Genomic DNA, 15,941 nt, shown 5'->3' on the forward strand with positions numbered 1-15,941 from the left:
CTCTGTGTTCTTAAATACTGGCTGTAAGATGCCAAATAAAAAGAGTTGGATTATCCAACTCTTTTTATTATTTTCTCAACAAACTCTTTCTTAATCCCTGATGAACCGTAAACAAATATCTATAGTCCGGAATATCTGCTCCATCTTCTCTATATTTAAATGTATACCTTCTTTTTCCATGTACTATCCTATAATTTCCTATTGCCCCAACATCATACATTATATTAATAAATTCCTTTGCATCAGTAAGTGGCGTTACATCATCTTTGCAATCATTAATTACTTGTTGAGCTTCACTTAATGAAAAAGTTATATTTCCTATCAAAGTTATTAACCTAAAACTTGAATTAATAATATTACTATCATAGTATAAAGATACTTCATTTTTCAAATCATCCTTAAAACACCTAGAATACTCCTTCTCTGCTGATTTAAAAAATTGCTCCTTGAAAAATGTAGCTCCCCCATTCTCTTTCTTTATAATATTAAGCAAATTAACAACATCTCGCGGTCTTCCATGACTACGTCTAAATATATAGCTAACAGTACTTATTCCATCAATTTTCTTTGGAAAAAACATTTCAAATATCTCACTTGTTGTTTTCTCCCTTAATTTTTCATTACTATTCTTGATTTTAGTTAAAATCAAATCAAATAATGGATTATTTTCTGGTTTTCCTCCATCCATTTTTCCAATCCAATTTAATAATATTTGCGAGTCTATAATAATTTTATTTATGTTACTGGAATTTGTTTGCAATGAATCTATAATGTCAGATCTAATTAATAAGATAATCTTACTATCACCACTTGTATAATTACATAAATCTTCATTAACTTCATATATTATTTCAATAATTTTTATAAGAAACAATTGAAATTTCTTGTCTTCAGATATTTTTTCTGTATACTCATCTATATCATCAAATATAAGTGCCAATGATACATCTTTCATTAATTCCATAACAATATTTTCCATATTATCAACAACCGCAAAATACGAATTTTTGGAATAATTTTCTTTTCTAGTTTGTTCTCTTTCAGCTCCCACCATAGATTTCTTATTTCTAGCAGATATATTTGCCTCACTTTTTTCTTTCATCTCTTTTGAAAATGACTCTAGTGAAAAATTTCCCTCATACCTTCTTTCTGATATAAGTTCTGCTAATTTTCTAATTCTTTTTTTAGTTCTAATTCTTTGCAATAAATTGCTTTTTTTGATAACTTCCTTTTTGTTATCAATTATCAATGTAGACATTTCAAACAATATCGTATACTTTATAAAAGAAGCAATACATTTATCACTAATGTTCTCTGTTCCCAATTCCTTCACATGCCTAAATAGAAGATCATTACCATTAACAAACTTAACTAAACTGCCCTCTTTTACCATTTCTTTTTCATAGTACTTTGCGAGAATAGTTTTTCCTGTTCCTTTTCTTCCTGATATTATAAATTTAGATTTATCTTCCTTTAATAAATTATAGTTCTTATTTCCGTTATAAAATAAGGTTGTAAAATCACTTCTTTTAGCTTCTGCAAGACCATCCGCCTTACCTATAAAAATGTCATCTAATGTTATTAAATTCTCCATAACATACTCCTATATCTTATTTTTCTTGTAATTATAACACAAATAAATTACAAATAATACTCATATTATTTATAACTTTTACTACTGAATTGACCACTTCTAAATAATCTAAGCACCATACTTTTCTCATAAACTGGCACATTTTTGCCACAATAATGTATCTCCCCAAAAATAAATTTATATATTACTGTCACATATATTAACTGTTTTTTCTATGTCTTCTAAATACTATTACTCATAATCATAATGACATCCTAGGTTAGCTCTGCTGCATAAAACTAGCAGCAATTAATGTTGATTACCAAAACACTCTGTAATATTGCCATCTGGAGTTTTTTCATCTTGCTATTAATATTCACTTTTCCACCTCTGTCACAATAAAACAAGAGCCGGATACACAGATTTCTCTGCATATTCGACTCTTGATTCTCAGTTAATTAGAACTTATTTTTATGTTTTAGTCTATTAGTTTAGCTACTAATTCTCTTTTTTCTTTCTTCACAATAAAGTCAAATTGATACTCTTGATTTTGAATAACTTCTTGTAGATTCACTATCATTACTTTTGCATCACCATTAGTTCCATGCACTTCATATTCCTCAACTATAGTTGATTCCATTAACTCAGGAAATGTAAAGTTTACAATTGTTCCTATCCCAAGCTACTTTGCCTTTTTCTAAGAACTTCCCATAAATTTAAATTATTTATTACAAGGTTTTGCACTATTTTTTTCCTTCGAATTAATATAGAGCTTTATTTGATTAAGAACCCTATCAAGTGCAATAATTTCAGGAATTATCGTTATATTTACTATTGCCATTAATAAGATATTAGCATCTTCCGCAGTATTATCACTACTAAATTTCTGATTTAATTGAATATAACCATAGGCAAAGGACAGTATCATAACACCTAAAAAAACTATGATTTTTTTTAGTATCATTTCTTTTTCATTTTTTGCAAATTGAGGTCTTGCATTCCACTTAAGTCTCCAACTAAAATAACACCACACCACTGATATCATTCCTATATATGTATATATAATATACCATTCCAGATTACTCAACTTATAAATTGTTGAAACATTTTTCGCTGCCACTAAAAAGCAAAAGATGTAAATCCAATAAAAACAAATGGATAAAATTAATTCAAACTTTTCTCCATCATCTTTTACCTTATACTTTTTTTCAATCAACATGTAAAGCAAAATAGTTATTGCTCTTATTACGCAAAAAAGTGCTAAAGACATCATCAATATTATTACTATTTTCATTTCCATTGTCCTTTCAACTTAATAATATGTTTCAAAACAATACTTTTTTTATTATTAAAATCCTAATAATTAGTAAATGTTCTTATGATCTATTTTCAATTTTTCCTCCGTATTTTGCAAAGCCACCATATAGTACTACAAATACTTCTTCCCACCTTCTATCCTCCATGAAATCCTTAGCAACAAATTCACAAAAATGGTACTCTATTGCTGGAGTATGTCCCGTTGCTGAAACATACCCACCAAAAACAGATATAATGTCATTTTCAAATTCAGCACTAGATACTGAAACTCCATCTGAAATTCGTTCTTTGTATTTATCCATTATATCCATAATTTTGCGTTGCTCGTCTTTTGTTACATTATACTCTTTAAATAATTTTTCAATGTTAGACATTATTTTCCCCTTTCAAGATTAATGCAAAAATTATATCACCATAACCGACAATATTCAATTTTCGCTGTGCAAAAGTCGAGTGTTATCGACAAATTCAAAATTATTCATTCTCCACCTCTTTCATCAAAAGAAACATTTTCTCTGTGTAATATAAGGAATTTAGCATATATAAAAATACCACCGACCTAAAAGCTAGTGGTATCTACTTCATTTCTTCTATTTTCTTCAATGCTTCTTCTTCGGTTATCTCCTCATAGCATTCAAACTCTGGCGCATCTGGTAAAAAATATCCAATTCCAAGCCCACGTCTTACCCATTCACCATCCTTATATTCATAAAATTTTCTTCCTTCCTGCTTAATAACTGTTCCTCTATTATCATAATCAGTAAGAACTAAATATCTTGTATTATTTGACATTTCCAATCCTCTCTATCTGCTCTGGGATTTTCATAGTTGTATTAACACCATTACTCTTCTATCTTTTCTTCTCTAGATTTATACTTTGGCAGCCTTCTGACCGCTTTACTCAGCTTCATTCAGTCACCTCCATTTTTTATATTAAAAAATCTCATCCTTATTATTTTTCAAACATAAAAAGGATATACCGTTATGATATATCCTCCTGGTAGTCAACCGGAATTGAACCGATGCCTTGTCAATCAACCTGTTCTGCCAGCCTAAACTATCTTCTACCTTATGTAAGTCACCCGGAGTTGCACCGGGATTTCTACGGTTGTTCGGAAACGTCGTTCCGCCGCAGCGTTCTCCTCTTGAACTATTGCCCTTACACCTTAAATGTACCATATCCCATTTATAAATTCAATTTCTTTCCTTTTTCTATCATTCATCTGCTTCCGGATCATGCTCCTCCCCCAGTAGTTCATCCAATGTCTTTTCTTCCTTAATACAAATATCTACAATCCTGCTCCATTCTTTTATCGGCCAAGTATAAGACTCTGTATTTACTCCTTCCCCAAAATGTTTTTCATACCTTTCTACTGCAATTCCCATTTTTTCAACATCTGGATCTACCTTCATAGTTTTGTTTTCTCTTCTCAAAAAATCTGGTATCATTTCATTTTCTCCTATCATCTTTTGAATAGAACAAGAACCTTCAGAAAGAAGTTTCTTTCCATCAATGCTTTTTCTTGGCGAACTTTCTCTTACTAAGTCCACATTCTAATTATTTTTACTATCCCCTCATACGCAATTCCATCCACTTCTACAGGCTCAGTGTAAAGTGTCTTATATACAAAAGTCGGCTACTAAAATTCTAGCACCAAGCCACCGTTCCATCTGTTTGTCCCCTTTTTATGCCATGCAATGCATGAATTGCATATATATTTTCAAAATCCTCTTCCGATTCTTTTATAACTTCCCTTAAATTGTTATCATAATCTATTACAACCAGACCAGCCGCAGTTCTATTTCCTTCTGGAAAATATGAATAGTAATATTTTGTTCCAACAACCTTTTCCAATAAAAATTTCAACATCATTCTCATCCTTTTAAATCTATATCAAATTAATTACCTATATAAAACTCCTATTTATCATCCATATCAAGTCTTCCATCTTCAAAAATTTTTTTCAACCTTTGAATTACTTTTTCATTATCCGCCTGAATATATGTTCCATAATCAATGTCATACACCAAGCAGAATGAAAAATCTGACCATTTGCATTTGTATAAGTCTTCCGACGGACCTATTTGTTTTCTGCCTATTTCAATTTCTTTACAACTTTCTAATTTTGCAAAAATATTTTGAAACAGAATTTCTTCCTCTATTCTATTATAATTAGTGAAATACAAACGCTTAGGTTCACTGTCTATCTGAAATGTTCTCATCCTTTTTCCTTTTCCTCATACATATATCAATACTGCATATAATATAAACATTTACTTTCATACTATCACCTCCAGTATATCATATGTTGGAGCACTTGTACTTCTTTGAAAATTAAAATTGATATAAAAATACCACTGACCTAAAGGCTAGTGGTATCTACTTCATTTCTTCTATTTTCCTCAATGCTTCTTCTTCGGTTATCTCTGTTATTCTATCAAGCCTATCTAAATTTCCAATCCTATATGTAGAATCTTCCGGTTCAGTGTCATCATATCCTAATATTCTATCCATAAGAATATTAGATTGGTCTACGACCCACCCTCTTATCTTATCATAAATATAAGGGATGAACTCTTCCTCTTTTCCAACTTTGTTTAAATCTGATATATAATAATATGTGCGCATAATTATTTTACCCTGCTTATATTATGAGGAATCTCATTTCTCTTATTTAACCATAATTTTTATTGCATCTGCATTATATCTCATATTTCTATAAGATACAATTACTCCTATCATTCATCTGCTTCCGGATCATGTTCCTCTCCCAGTAGTTCATCCAATGTCTTTTCTTCCTTAATACAAATATCCACACTCTTACACCATTCTTTTACCGACCATATATAAGATTCTGTATTTAATCCTTCCCCAAAATGTTTTTCATATTTTTCTATTGCAGTTCCAATTTTTCCATCTCTGGATCTATGATTATATTTTCCGGTTTCAAAAATCTGGTATCAATTTATTTTCTCCTATCATCTTTTGAATTCTTCAATTATCTCTGGAAATTTTAACTTTATTCCAAATAGAACAAGCACCTTCAGAAAGATGTTTCTTTCCGTCGATGCTTCTTCTTAGCGAACTTTATCATAATGCGTCCACATTCTGATTATTTTTACCGTTCCCTCATATGCAACTCCATCTACTTCCACAGGCTCAGTATAAACCTGATAAACCAGCCTATGCTGTATATTGATTCTTCTTGAATAAACGCCTTCCAAATTTCCAACAAGTGCTTCATAAGGTGGCGGATTTTGAAAGGGATTGTCTTTTATGACTTCAACCAATCTTTTTGCTTTTTGGTCGAGCCTGACACTTTTTAAATTTTTAATATCTTTCACAGCCTGCTTAGTATAGACAATTCTGTACATAAAATTACCATTCTACATCTTCTTCTGATACACAATCTTCTATCGGCGTTTCCATTCCTTTTTTTATAGATTCAACCATTCCAGGTATTGAATTAAGGTATACCGTTTCCTGAATTGCATTCCAATCATTTTCAGAAACAAGAACTGCATTCCCCTTCTTACTTACAATCAAAGTCGGTTCACTATAGAGATTGACTTCTTCTACCAGATTGTAGAGTTCCTTTCTTGCGTTTGTTATATTAATTGCTGACATAATAAATCTCCTTTTCTATTTCTGTATTTCCTTACACTAATTTTTCATCTAAAATTTTTTGTAAATTCCTTAGTAAAACTTCTCGAACATTCCTGTGTATCTATATCTGTATTTTGATTAGTACCGTATCCTAAATTTGTATCTTTTACACTGTAATATCATTTTCTTTATATTCTATATTATTATGAATGGACGAGATTTTTTATGTCATAATTATTATAGCGTACGTTTTTACGTACGTCAAGTAAATATATTTAAATATTCTAAAAATACTATCTCAAGTGTCTTATACATAGAAGTCGGCTATATCAAATTAATTACTTATATAAAACCTATTTATCATCCATAGCAAGTCTTCCCTCTCTGATTGCTGCACATATCATAGATAAAGATTCTATATATCCAAGTACTTTTTATTTATCTGCTTCAGATGCATTCGATTTTAAGAAAACCCTTACTTCATTTTGAGTTTCAAAAAATTCTTCTTTTGCATGTTTTTTCTTTCGTATTTTTGCAATTAATTTGTCTGCTTCACTTGAATTTTCAGTAACCGTATACTTTCTTTCATATTCCCTAATCTTTTTTCGTAATTCTTTAATATCTGTCATTGCTCTTTCCTTGATGTTTTTAATTATTCTCTTCTATTTACCTGATTAACGTTTAACATATAATCTAATCCGCGCTCATGTAAATACTTTTCCAACCGTTCTCTTCCTGTTTTGTCTTTATTCTTCTCCCACTCTTCCAAATATGTATCCCATCTTCCATTTTTCTTCATTTCAATTGCGGTAATATAACTCATTCCTATTGCATCCCCTATTCTTGTTTCTTTTATTGCTTCTTCAATTTCCTTTTCCGAAAATTTTGAAAGTTCTTCATATATCTGAAATATTTCATTTGGATGACTCTCTCCACTTTTAAAATATTCTATAATTTCTACTGCTGTTTTGCCATTCTTTCTTTCAACCATTCTCTTCATGCTTTTTATTTTTCTCTTTCCCATTTTTCTTAGTACCTTCCCTATTTTTCACCTAATGTTCTCATCCTTTTCCTCATACATATATCAATACTGCATATAATATATACAGGAGGTATTCACATGATTGCTTGGTTTTGTTATTTATATCTAAAACTTAAGGGTTAGGCAAGCCGGAACTCTCCGGCCTGCCTCCCGGCATATTGCATTCTGTTTTTTCTGAATTATATTATATATTTTCTTCACATCGTCTTTGGTACTAAAACAATTCTATCCGCTGCCTGCTGATTTAATTTATTTCCGGCACATTTCTTTTCATCTACTGTTAATGTATTAACATTCCGATAATTCTCATCCTCACCAAATCGAATATAAACATTTACCTTCATACCGCCACCTCCAGTATATCATATGCTACAGTACTTGTACTTCATTTCCTGATTTCATATTTATGTGCTTTTTTCATACACTTAACAAAGGAGTGATAACATGACCGACAACACCTCCATGCGTACCGGTGCCCTCTACATCCGGGTATCTACCGGTAAGCAGGAAGAACTCTCCCCGGACGCTCAAAGGCGGCTGCTCTTAGATTATGCTTCCAAGAACAATATCATTATCTCCAATCAGTACATCTATGAAGAAGATGGCATATCCGGACGTAAAGCGGATAAACGTCCGCAGTTCCAAAATATGATTGCCCATGCCAAATCAAAAGAACATCCCTTTGATGTAATTCTGGTATGGAAGTATTCGAGATTTGCCAGAAATCAGGAAGAATCCATTGTCTATAAGTCCATGCTCCGGAAAGACCATGTAGAAGTCATTTCCGTGTCCGAGCCACTGGTGGATGGTCCCTTTGGTTCCCTGATTGAGCGAATCATAGAATGGATGGATGAATATTATTCTATCCGTCTGTCCGGTGAGGTTGTGCGAGGTATGACTGAGAACGCTTTAAGAGGGCGAAATCAGGCTCGACCGCCTTTAGGCTATAAAGTACCGCATGCCAAAGAAACTCCCGTTATTGTGCCAGAAGAAGCTCTTATCATACATACGATATTCGATATGTATACCGAAGACGGTGCCAGTATGTTTGCAATTGCAAAACACTTAAATAACCTCGGCTATCTTACCTCACATAAGAAGCCATTTGAACGGCGGAGTATCGGCTACATTTTAAGCAACCCTACTTATATTGGAAAATCTGTCTGGAACCGTCATTCCAACGATAATAAAGCATTAAAGGATGAATCCGAATGGATTATAAGAGATGGCAGCCATGAGCCGATTATCAGTGCAGAACAGTACGAAAAAGCACAGCAGCGTATCAAGGCAGAATACACACCCAAATATGCCAAGCCACCAGAACTGCACCGGCACTGGTTATCCGGCATGGTAAAGTGTCACACCTGCGGACGCTCCCTCTCCACTTCCATTCATAAGGATAAACGATACGGACGGACATATACGAATTTTCAATGCTATGGATATTTAAAAGGAAAATGCAGCGTGTCCCATCAGATTTCCGCCCGGAAACTAGAACCTGCCGTGTTGGGAGGTCTGAAAGAAATTATGGAAGGTGTTCGACCGCTCCAGTTTAAAATCATCAAGTCAGAAGAACCAGCCGCCCAGTCCGCCCATGCGATACTCACCGAAAGACTGCATGACATTGAGAAAAAAGAAGAACGTATCCGGCAGGCTTACCGGGATGGCATTGATACCATAGAAGAATACCGGGACAATAAAGCCATTCTTTTCAAAGAACGGGCAGAAATAGAAAGCCGGCTGGAAGAATTAACCCCTGCTCCTGTTCCATCTGAGACAGATACAAGGGAACTCATGCGCAACCGGCTTAAGAATGTATATGAGATACTTTCCAGTGAGGATGTCTCTACCGTAACCAAAAGCAATGCGCTAAAATCCATTGTAGATAAAATTGTCTATGACAGTGAAAAGAAAGAATTAAGCATCTATCTCTACTGCTCCGACACCCTCTAAACCCGCATAAAATAAGGTTTTAGACGTACTACATACGCAAATGGGAAAAGGTTGACTCAGTGGGGTTCGAAATACTTAGCCGACCAGGGATATTCCACCATTGAGATTCTGCGCTATTATTACGGCAGCAGTATGTATATCAACACGGCGGATGAAATCAGTGGTGTGCCTGCTTCCTGGCCGGGCAGCAACCTTGAGGTTGGTTCTACCGGGGATAAGGTGCGGATGCTGCAGGAGCAGCTGAACCGGATTGCACGTAACTACCCTGCGCTTCCGACTATTGCCGTGGATGGCATTTATGGTTCTGCAACCAAAACTGCCGTAGAAAAATTCCAGTCCATCTTTGGGCTTCCGGTTACCGGAATTGTAGATTTCCGTACCTGGTACCGTATTTCCGAAATTTATGTGGCTGTTTCAAGAATTGCAGAATTATATCAATAAATTTCATAACTTAAACCTTTTCGGGAATTCTTTTTACCACAAACCCATAGTAATTATGAAAATACAATGCTATACTAAATTCATATTACGAATTTACTGGAGGGAAAAATAATGCATACATTTCAACCATATCCAATTGACCTCGTGGAAATGAATCCGTTTACTAAAATCGGCAAAGAATGGATGTTAATCACAGCAGGTGATGAGAAGAAAGCAAATACAATGACTGCAAGCTGGGGCGGTGTTGGTGTCCTCTGGGGCAAAAATGTTGTCTACATCTTTGTAAGAGATACACGCTATACCAAAGAATTTATTGATAATGGAGAGACATTTTCACTGACCTTTTTAGATGAGTCCAATAAAGGAGCTTTAAAATATCTTGGAGCTGTTTCCGGACGTGATGAAAATAAAATTGAAAATGCAAGAATGCATCTTGATTACTGCAAGGACACACCTTATATTGACGAAGGAAATCTGGTATTTATCTGCCGTAAATTATCTGCTACAAAGATGACTCCGGACCAGTTTATTGATTCTTCTATCGAAAGCAGCTGGTATGCCGATGGCAACCTTCACACCATGTATGTAGGAGAAATCTTAGAAGTACTTGCCCGCTAAGCTACTTGCGTAACCATGGGAAACATGCTTTGCACGTTTCCAGCAGTTATCGCGGTGCTCGCCAAATCTGCATATGCAGGCATGCGATTTTTCTCGCTACTCATGTAAAATACCCGGCGGCGGTTCTTTTCAGACTCATCTAAAAAGGAACCACTGCCGGGCATTTTTTTACCATCATTTTACTTATGAATAATATCATAATGTGCCTGTACGGCAGCATCGATTTTTCTCTGGTCTCCCGTTTCAATTGCTTCTGCAATCTGTACATGAAGCTTCCACATTTTTTCAAATTTTTCTGCATCTGCATTTTCCCAGCCTTTTCGGATACTTTCCTTATAAATTTCAGAAAATACCTGCATAATCGCAATCATGAAGCGGTTGCCGGAACCTAATATTAATTTCTGATGGAACTCCCGGTCAATCTCATAACTTCTCTGCTGGTCAGCATTCTGCATAGATTCTGCCAGTGCTTTTAACTCCACAATATCCTGTTTACTCATGTTTTTAGCTGCCAGAAGACCTATCGCATGTTCTAAAAGGCAGCGTGCCTCTGCAAGCTCATCCTTATCTATCTGCTGCAATAGCAGCATCATATTAATTACTTCTGAAAGGCTTTTTTCCATGTTGCAGCAGATATAATTGCCGGAGCCCTGCTGGCTTTCAATCAATCCGATATTCTCCATACTCTTTAATGCTTCCCGGATAGATGGACGTGACATACCAAGTGTTTCTGCCATTTCACGTTCTGTTGGCAGCTTGCTGCCTACCTGAAACTCCCCACTCCGTATTCCATCTTTTACGAATGCCATTACCCTCTTATACTCTCTGTCCTTCATCTGAATCTCCTTTCATCCCTTGCAAAAATATTGTATCATAAATACATCAATAAAAATTAGCAAATACAGTTGCTGCTGCTACTGTCAGAAGTCCTGCTACTGCAATGGCAAGGCTGCTCATTGCTCCTTCTACTTCTCCCATTTCCATGGCCCGGGCGGTTCCGATTGCATGGGCGGAAGTACCGAGTGCCAGTCCTTTTGCCACCGGCTCTTCTATATGAAATACACGGCATACCACTTCTGCAATCATATTTCCCAAGACTCCGGTAATGATAATTACTGCCACCGTAATCGTTACGATTCCTCCAAGTTCTTCAGATACTCCCATTCCAATTGCTGTGGTAATGGATTTTGGCAGAAGGGTTACATATTCCTCATGATTCAGATGAAATATCACCGCAAAAAGAAGCACACTTCCCATACTTGCAATGACACCGGATATAATTCCTGCTGCAATGGCACTTTTATGTTTCTTTAACAATTCCAGCTGCTCATACAATGGAACAGCAAGGCATACCGTTGCTGGGGTTAAAAGGTAGCTTAAATACTTTGCACCTTCATAATAACTGTCATAGTCAATCCTGCATACACTTAATACAGCAATAACAAAAATAATAGAAATCAAAAGCGGATTAAACAGTGCCAGCTTTAATTTGCGCTTTAACAGCGCTCCGATTTCATATCCAATGAGACTGATCACTACACCAAAGAAAAGGGTATCTCCTGCAAAATTATTCATTTTCTTCTTTCTCCCTTCCCTTTCGTATCACATGCTGCGTCACTCTTCCGGTCACAGCCATAACAATAATCGTCGTAAGTACTGTAATGACAATCACCGGCACAATAGTCGGACGCAGAACGCTCCAGGAGTCCAGAAGTCCTACTGCTGCCGGAATAAACATCACCGGCATAATTTCAATTAAGAATATCGCAGTGTCCTTCACCTGTTCTATCTTAACGATACCCGTTACCAGAGCAAGCAGCATTAACACCAGTCCGTAAATGCTTGCAGGAACCGGTAATGGCAGCACCATATGCAGAATTTCTCCAGCAAAAGAAATTGCCAGAATTAAAAAAAACTGTCTAAAATACTTCATTTCTAAATCCTCCGATTGGTATTACCAATCAAAGAGTATAATACAAAAGAAGTAAAAAGACAAGTTTTATTTAAGAATTTTTTCTAAGAATTAGAACCAGCGATTAACTCATCCAGAGTACCAAAATGGTAGCCCATCTCTTCCCACTTTGTAAGTAGTTCATCTAATATTTCACCATTGGTCTTTGAAGTATTGTGCAGCAGCACAACAGCTCCCGGATGAATACGTCCGGTGAGTTTTTCAAAGGCCTCTTCTTTTGTTGGCTGATTATCCGGATCCCAGTCCACATAGGCAAGACTCCAGAAAAAAGTATAATAACCTAATTCTTTTGCCATTTTCAGATTTGATTCACTGTATTTCCCCTGAGGCGGCCGGTAAAATTTAACCATCTCCTTGTCTGTAATCTCTTCATAAAGTAACTTGACATCTTCAACTTCCTTTTGAAATGACGATACATCTGCAATTTCTGACATATCCGGATGATGATAAGTATGGTTTCCTACGGTATGACCTTCTTCCACCATTTTCCTTACCAGATCCGGACTGGTCTCTAAGAAATGCCCTACTACAAAGAAGGTCGCCTTTACATCATGCTTTTTCAATGCTTCCAGTATCTTCTCCGTATTTCCATTCTCATAGCCGCAGTCAAAGGTCAGGTAAATCACCTTATCATCGCCATTACCAATAAAATATGTATTATATTTCCGCAATTCTTCCGGTGTGGCATTTCCGGTTGGCTGTGTCCCCGATTCACCAAATCCAAGTCCCCAGTTCTCTGTTGTAGATGCCACTGCATTTACTCCCAGTAAGCCACCATTCTGCCAGTTTTTTACCAGCACTGCGCTCCCACGGCCTGCACAAAATACCAATGCCAGCATTACCGCCACTGCCAGTATCCTTTTCCATTTTTTCATAAAAAAAGCCTCATATACTCTTTCTAAAGTATATGAGACTTCTTTTATCTCATGCTTTTCATTTTAGTTCTTTCAGTCATTTACTCTACTGCCTTGAATGCTTCCTCTAAGTCTTCAATAATATCGTCGATATTTTCTGTTCCGATAGAAAGGCGGATGGTATTCGGTTTGATTCCCTGCTCTTCTAATTCTTCTGCACTAAGCTGGGAATGCGTGGTTGATGCTGGATGAATCACCAGAGATTTTACATCTGCAACATTTGCCAGTAAGGAGAAGATTTCCAGATTGTCGATGAAATCTTTTGCCTTTCTGTCATCACCTTTGATTTCAAAGGTAAAGATAGAACCGCCACCATTCGGGAAGTATTTCTTATATAATTCCTGCTGCTTTGGATCTGTACTTACTGCAGGATGATTTACACGCTCCACCTGTGGATGGTTATTTAAGAACTCTACTACCTTCAATGCATTCTGTACATGACGTTCTACTCTTAAGGATAATGTCTCTAATCCCTGTAAGAAGATAAATGCATGGAACGGAGATAAAGTTGCTCCGGTATCACGGAGTAAGATTGCACGAATCTTGGTTACAAATGCTGCCGGTCCTACTGCCTTGGTAAAGCTGATGCCATGATAACTTGGATTTGGCTCAGTTAAAGATGCAAATTTTCCACTTGCCTCCCAGTCAAATTTTCCGCTGTCTACGATAACTCCACCAATTGTTGTTCCGTGTCCACCAATGAATTTTGTTGCAGAATGTACCACGATGTCTGCGCCATACTCAATCGGACGAACCAGATAAGGTGTTGCAAAAGTGTTATCTACGACTAATGGAATCTTGTGTGCATGTGCTACTTTTGCGATGGCTTCAATATCAGCTACGTCTGAGTTAGGATTTCCTAATGTCTCAATATATAATGCTTTTGTATTGTCTTTGATTGCTGCTTCAAATGCTTCCGGCTCCGGCTCAACAAAGGTTGTTGTAATGCCGTACTGTGGAAGTGTATGCTCCAACAGGTTATAAGAACCACCATAGATATTCTTTGCAGCTACAATATGGTCACCATTCTGTGCAAGATTTTCAATCGTATAAGTAATTGCTGCTGCTCCGGATGCTACTGCCAACGCTGCAACTCCACCCTCTAATGCTGCAATTCTCTTCTCAAATACATCTTCTGTCGGATTCGTAAGTCTTCCATAAATATTTCCTGCATCTGCAAGGCCAAATCTTGCTTCCGCATGGTCGCTGTTGCGGAATACATAGGATGATGTCTGATAAATAGGTACTGCTCTTGCATCTGTCACCGGATCCGGATTTTCCTGTCCTACATGTAACTGTAAAGTTTCAAATTTTAAATTACGTTCTGCTCTGCTTTTCTTTGTGCTCATCTTCTTTTTCTCCGTTCTGTTATTTATTTCTGTCACTCTGATGTTACATCAGATTTTTTCCATTCTACTGCAAATTACTCTGTAAATAAAGCTGTTGAATAATATCTGTCTCCATTGTCCGGTAATAAAGCTACAATTGTTTTTCCTTTATTTTCAGGTCTCTTTGCCAGTTCAATTGCTGCATAAGCTGCTGCTCCGGAAGAAATTCCTACTAATACACCCTCTTTGTGTGCGATTTCTTTTGCAACACGGAAAGCATCTTCGTTCTCTACCGGAAATACCTCATCATATACTTTGGTGTTTAATACATCTGGCACAAATCCGGCACCGATACCCTGTATCTTGTGTGCTCCACTCTTTCCTTCGGATAATACCGGTGAAGATGCCGGTTCTACTGCTACAACTTTAACATCTGCTTTCTGTTCTTTTAAGTATTCACCGGTTCCTGTTACGGTTCCACCTGTACCAACTCCTGCTACGAAGATGTCTACTGCTCCGTCCGTATCTTTCCAGATTTCCGGTCCTGTTGTCTCTTTGTGTACTTTTGGATTCGCAGGGTTTACAAACTGTCCAGGGATAAAGCTGTTTGGAATCTCTTTTGCAAGTTCATCCGCTTTTGCAATTGCACCTTTCATTCCTTTGCTTGCTTCTGTCAGAACAATTTCTGCACCGTAAGCCTTTAAGATGTTTCTACGTTCAACACTCATGGATTCCGGCATAGTAAGAATGATACGGTATCCCTTGGCTGCTGCGAGTGCTGCAAGACCAATTCCTGTATTTCCGGATGTCGGCTCGATGATAACAGAACCTTCTTTTAACTGTCCTTTTACTTCTGCATCTTCAATCATTGCTTTTGCAATACGGTCCTTTACACTTCCTGCCGGATTGAAATATTCCAGTTTGAAAAGTAATTTTGCTTCTAAGTTATATGCCTTTTCTAAATTAACTGCCTCGATTAATGGTGTATTTCCAATCAGTCCTAATGTTCCTTTATAAATGTTTGCCATGATAATAATCTCCTTTTCCCTAAATTCATATTTTTCCTATCTGTTTGATATGGATTAAATATAATATAAAACGATGTGTACCAATTGTCAAGACTTTTTTCAAATAAATTATTTAAAATATTTTGTTTCATTGGTACACATCGACCTC

23 protein-coding genes and 1 pseudogene are annotated in these 15,941 nt (G+C 36.0%); 3 read left to right on the top strand and 21 right to left on the bottom strand.

What is annotated here, in order from left to right:
• Positions 1-67: 67 nt before the first annotated feature.
• From DWX65_RS02695 to DWX65_RS14930, 15 genes are all read right to left on the bottom strand, one after another.
• Positions 68-1,594 carry a P-loop ATPase, Sll1717 family gene (locus tag DWX65_RS02695; RefSeq protein WP_118172739.1) on the bottom strand — a complete coding sequence of 509 codons (1,527 nt, stop codon included), beginning with the start codon at positions 1,592-1,594 and terminating at the stop codon, positions 68-70.
• Between the two features lie 457 nt (positions 1,595-2,051).
• Positions 2,052-2,213, bottom strand: coding sequence for a hypothetical protein (locus DWX65_RS14925; protein WP_158564688.1), 162 nt, complete (start codon positions 2,211-2,213; stop codon positions 2,052-2,054).
• Positions 2,214-2,294: 81 nt separating this feature from the next.
• Complete coding sequence (locus DWX65_RS02700) at positions 2,295-2,867, bottom strand: hypothetical protein (protein ID WP_118172740.1); 573 nt, start codon at positions 2,865-2,867, stop codon at positions 2,295-2,297.
• Positions 2,868-2,949: 82 nt separating this feature from the next.
• Positions 2,950-3,264: a DUF1878 domain-containing protein gene (locus DWX65_RS02705; RefSeq protein ID WP_118172741.1), complete on the bottom strand. Its 315-nt coding sequence runs from the start codon at positions 3,262-3,264 to the stop codon at positions 2,950-2,952.
• Positions 3,265-3,466: 202 nt separating this feature from the next.
• Positions 3,467-3,682: a hypothetical protein gene (locus DWX65_RS02710; protein ID WP_118172742.1), complete on the bottom strand. Its 216-nt coding sequence runs from the start codon at positions 3,680-3,682 to the stop codon at positions 3,467-3,469.
• Between the two features lie 141 nt (positions 3,683-3,823).
• Entirely contained in the window at positions 3,824-4,069 is a 246-nt protein-coding gene (locus DWX65_RS14810; RefSeq protein WP_147339123.1) for a hypothetical protein, read from the bottom strand.
• A 36-nt stretch (positions 4,070-4,105) separates the two neighbouring features.
• Positions 4,106-4,441 (bottom strand): hypothetical protein, encoded by a 336-nt coding sequence (locus DWX65_RS02715; RefSeq protein ID WP_147339125.1) that lies wholly within the window; start codon positions 4,439-4,441, stop codon positions 4,106-4,108.
• A 97-nt stretch (positions 4,442-4,538) separates the two neighbouring features.
• The gene (locus tag DWX65_RS02720; RefSeq protein ID WP_118172743.1) at positions 4,539-4,760 is read right to left on the bottom strand and encodes a hypothetical protein; all 222 of its coding nucleotides are present in this window, start codon (positions 4,758-4,760) and stop codon (positions 4,539-4,541) included.
• 50 nt (positions 4,761-4,810) lie between these two features.
• Positions 4,811-5,113, bottom strand: coding sequence for a hypothetical protein (locus tag DWX65_RS02725; protein WP_118172744.1), 303 nt, complete (start codon positions 5,111-5,113; stop codon positions 4,811-4,813).
• A gap of 157 nt (positions 5,114-5,270) precedes the next feature.
• On the bottom strand, positions 5,271-5,519 hold the full coding sequence (locus tag DWX65_RS02730) for a hypothetical protein (protein ID WP_242997785.1): 249 nt from the start codon (positions 5,517-5,519) through the stop codon (positions 5,271-5,273).
• 449 nt (positions 5,520-5,968) lie between these two features.
• Positions 5,969-6,265, bottom strand: a complete 297-nt coding sequence (locus DWX65_RS02735; protein WP_118087308.1) for a Txe/YoeB family addiction module toxin — start codon at positions 6,263-6,265, stop codon at positions 5,969-5,971.
• A gap of 4 nt (positions 6,266-6,269) precedes the next feature.
• Positions 6,270-6,518, bottom strand: coding sequence for a type II toxin-antitoxin system Phd/YefM family antitoxin (locus tag DWX65_RS02740; RefSeq protein WP_118087307.1), 249 nt, complete (start codon positions 6,516-6,518; stop codon positions 6,270-6,272).
• A gap of 413 nt (positions 6,519-6,931) precedes the next feature.
• The gene (locus tag DWX65_RS02745) at positions 6,932-7,126 is read right to left on the bottom strand and encodes a hypothetical protein (RefSeq protein WP_118087306.1); all 195 of its coding nucleotides are present in this window, start codon (positions 7,124-7,126) and stop codon (positions 6,932-6,934) included.
• A gap of 23 nt (positions 7,127-7,149) precedes the next feature.
• Positions 7,150-7,521 carry a hypothetical protein gene (locus DWX65_RS02750; protein WP_118087305.1) on the bottom strand — a complete coding sequence of 124 codons (372 nt, stop codon included), beginning with the start codon at positions 7,519-7,521 and terminating at the stop codon, positions 7,150-7,152.
• Between the two features lie 215 nt (positions 7,522-7,736).
• Positions 7,737-7,883 (bottom strand): hypothetical protein, encoded by a 147-nt coding sequence (locus DWX65_RS14930; protein ID WP_158561490.1) that lies wholly within the window; start codon positions 7,881-7,883, stop codon positions 7,737-7,739.
• A 100-nt stretch (positions 7,884-7,983) separates the two neighbouring features.
• Here DWX65_RS14930 and DWX65_RS02755 point away from each other — a divergent pair, with 100 nt between their 5' ends.
• The 3 genes and pseudogenes from DWX65_RS02755 (at position 7,984) to DWX65_RS02765 (ending at position 10,551) form a co-directional block, all read left to right on the top strand.
• On the top strand, positions 7,984-9,492 hold the full coding sequence (locus DWX65_RS02755; protein ID WP_242997786.1) for a recombinase family protein: 1,509 nt from the start codon (positions 7,984-7,986) through the stop codon (positions 9,490-9,492).
• A gap of 27 nt (positions 9,493-9,519) precedes the next feature.
• Positions 9,520-9,933, top strand: a pseudogene (locus DWX65_RS02760) (peptidoglycan-binding protein); the annotation flags it as partial.
• Positions 9,934-10,044: 111 nt separating this feature from the next.
• The gene (locus DWX65_RS02765; RefSeq protein ID WP_117840842.1) at positions 10,045-10,551 is read left to right on the top strand and encodes a flavin reductase; all 507 of its coding nucleotides are present in this window, start codon (positions 10,045-10,047) and stop codon (positions 10,549-10,551) included.
• Between the two features lie 179 nt (positions 10,552-10,730).
• Here DWX65_RS02765 and DWX65_RS02770 read toward each other — a convergent pair whose 3' ends face one another.
• From DWX65_RS02770 to cysK, 6 genes are all read right to left on the bottom strand, one after another.
• Positions 10,731-11,387, bottom strand: a complete 657-nt coding sequence (locus DWX65_RS02770) for a FadR/GntR family transcriptional regulator (protein WP_118172746.1) — start codon at positions 11,385-11,387, stop codon at positions 10,731-10,733.
• A gap of 46 nt (positions 11,388-11,433) precedes the next feature.
• Positions 11,434-12,126 carry an LrgB family protein gene (locus DWX65_RS02775; RefSeq protein WP_118172747.1) on the bottom strand — a complete coding sequence of 231 codons (693 nt, stop codon included), beginning with the start codon at positions 12,124-12,126 and terminating at the stop codon, positions 11,434-11,436.
• Complete coding sequence (locus DWX65_RS02780) at positions 12,119-12,484, bottom strand: CidA/LrgA family protein (protein ID WP_118172748.1); 366 nt, start codon at positions 12,482-12,484, stop codon at positions 12,119-12,121. Before DWX65_RS02780 ends, DWX65_RS02775 begins: the two co-directional genes overlap by 8 nt.
• An 83-nt stretch (positions 12,485-12,567) precedes the next feature.
• Positions 12,568-13,398, bottom strand: a complete 831-nt coding sequence (locus DWX65_RS02785; protein WP_118172749.1) for a delta-lactam-biosynthetic de-N-acetylase — start codon at positions 13,396-13,398, stop codon at positions 12,568-12,570.
• 80 nt (positions 13,399-13,478) lie between these two features.
• Positions 13,479-14,786, bottom strand: coding sequence for an O-acetylhomoserine aminocarboxypropyltransferase/cysteine synthase family protein (locus DWX65_RS02790; RefSeq protein ID WP_022242480.1), 1,308 nt, complete (start codon positions 14,784-14,786; stop codon positions 13,479-13,481).
• A gap of 74 nt (positions 14,787-14,860) precedes the next feature.
• Positions 14,861-15,793: a cysteine synthase A gene (cysK, locus tag DWX65_RS02795; protein WP_118172750.1), complete on the bottom strand. Its 933-nt coding sequence runs from the start codon at positions 15,791-15,793 to the stop codon at positions 14,861-14,863.
• Positions 15,794-15,941 lie beyond the last annotated feature (148 nt).

This window comes from Roseburia sp. AF20-18LB (assembly GCF_003461185.1).
GTDB classification, from domain to species: Bacteria; Bacillota; Clostridia; order Lachnospirales; family Lachnospiraceae; genus Roseburia_C; species Roseburia_C amylophila.

Bases quoted from the DNA above. Each gene is read 5' to 3' on its own strand.
- DWX65_RS02720 (WP_118172743.1), bottom strand. From the start codon at position 4,760: ATGTTGAAATTTTTATTGGAAAAGGTTGTTGGAACAAAATATTACTAT.
- DWX65_RS02770 (WP_118172746.1), bottom strand. From the start codon at position 11,387: ATGAAGGACAGAGAGTATAAGAGGGTAATGGCATTCGTAAAAGATGGA.
- DWX65_RS02725 (WP_118172744.1), bottom strand. From the start codon at position 5,113: ATGAGAACATTTCAGATAGACAGTGAACCTAAGCGTTTGTATTTCACT.
- DWX65_RS02785 (WP_118172749.1), bottom strand. From the start codon at position 13,398: ATGAAAAAATGGAAAAGGATACTGGCAGTGGCGGTAATGCTGGCATTG.
- DWX65_RS14925 (WP_158564688.1), bottom strand. From the start codon at position 2,213: ATGGAATCAACTATAGTTGAGGAATATGAAGTGCATGGAACTAATGGT.
- DWX65_RS02740 (WP_118087307.1), bottom strand. From the start codon at position 6,518: ATGTCAGCAATTAATATAACAAACGCAAGAAAGGAACTCTACAATCTG.
- DWX65_RS02710 (WP_118172742.1), bottom strand. From the start codon at position 3,682: ATGTCAAATAATACAAGATATTTAGTTCTTACTGATTATGATAATAGA.
- DWX65_RS02705 (WP_118172741.1), bottom strand. From the start codon at position 3,264: ATGTCTAACATTGAAAAATTATTTAAAGAGTATAATGTAACAAAAGAC.
- DWX65_RS02695 (WP_118172739.1), bottom strand. From the start codon at position 1,594: ATGGAGAATTTAATAACATTAGATGACATTTTTATAGGTAAGGCGGAT.
- DWX65_RS02775 (WP_118172747.1), bottom strand. From the start codon at position 12,126: ATGAATAATTTTGCAGGAGATACCCTTTTCTTTGGTGTAGTGATCAGT.
- DWX65_RS02750 (WP_118087305.1), bottom strand. From the start codon at position 7,521: ATGGGAAAGAGAAAAATAAAAAGCATGAAGAGAATGGTTGAAAGAAAG.
- DWX65_RS02755 (WP_242997786.1), top strand. From the start codon at position 7,984: ATGACCGACAACACCTCCATGCGTACCGGTGCCCTCTACATCCGGGTA.
- DWX65_RS02735 (WP_118087308.1), bottom strand. From the start codon at position 6,265: ATGTACAGAATTGTCTATACTAAGCAGGCTGTGAAAGATATTAAAAAT.
- DWX65_RS02765 (WP_117840842.1), top strand. From the start codon at position 10,045: ATGCATACATTTCAACCATATCCAATTGACCTCGTGGAAATGAATCCG.
- DWX65_RS02730 (WP_242997785.1), bottom strand. From the start codon at position 5,519: ATGCGCACATATTATTATATATCAGATTTAAACAAAGTTGGAAAAGAG.
- DWX65_RS02700 (WP_118172740.1), bottom strand. From the start codon at position 2,867: ATGAAAATAGTAATAATATTGATGATGTCTTTAGCACTTTTTTGCGTA.
- DWX65_RS02790 (WP_022242480.1), bottom strand. From the start codon at position 14,786: ATGAGCACAAAGAAAAGCAGAGCAGAACGTAATTTAAAATTTGAAACT.
- DWX65_RS14930 (WP_158561490.1), bottom strand. From the start codon at position 7,883: ATGAAGGTAAATGTTTATATTCGATTTGGTGAGGATGAGAATTATCGG.
- DWX65_RS02780 (WP_118172748.1), bottom strand. From the start codon at position 12,484: ATGAAGTATTTTAGACAGTTTTTTTTAATTCTGGCAATTTCTTTTGCT.
- DWX65_RS14810 (WP_147339123.1), bottom strand. From the start codon at position 4,069: ATGGTACATTTAAGGTGTAAGGGCAATAGTTCAAGAGGAGAACGCTGC.
- cysK (WP_118172750.1), bottom strand. From the start codon at position 15,793: ATGGCAAACATTTATAAAGGAACATTAGGACTGATTGGAAATACACCA.
- DWX65_RS02745 (WP_118087306.1), bottom strand. From the start codon at position 7,126: ATGACAGATATTAAAGAATTACGAAAAAAGATTAGGGAATATGAAAGA.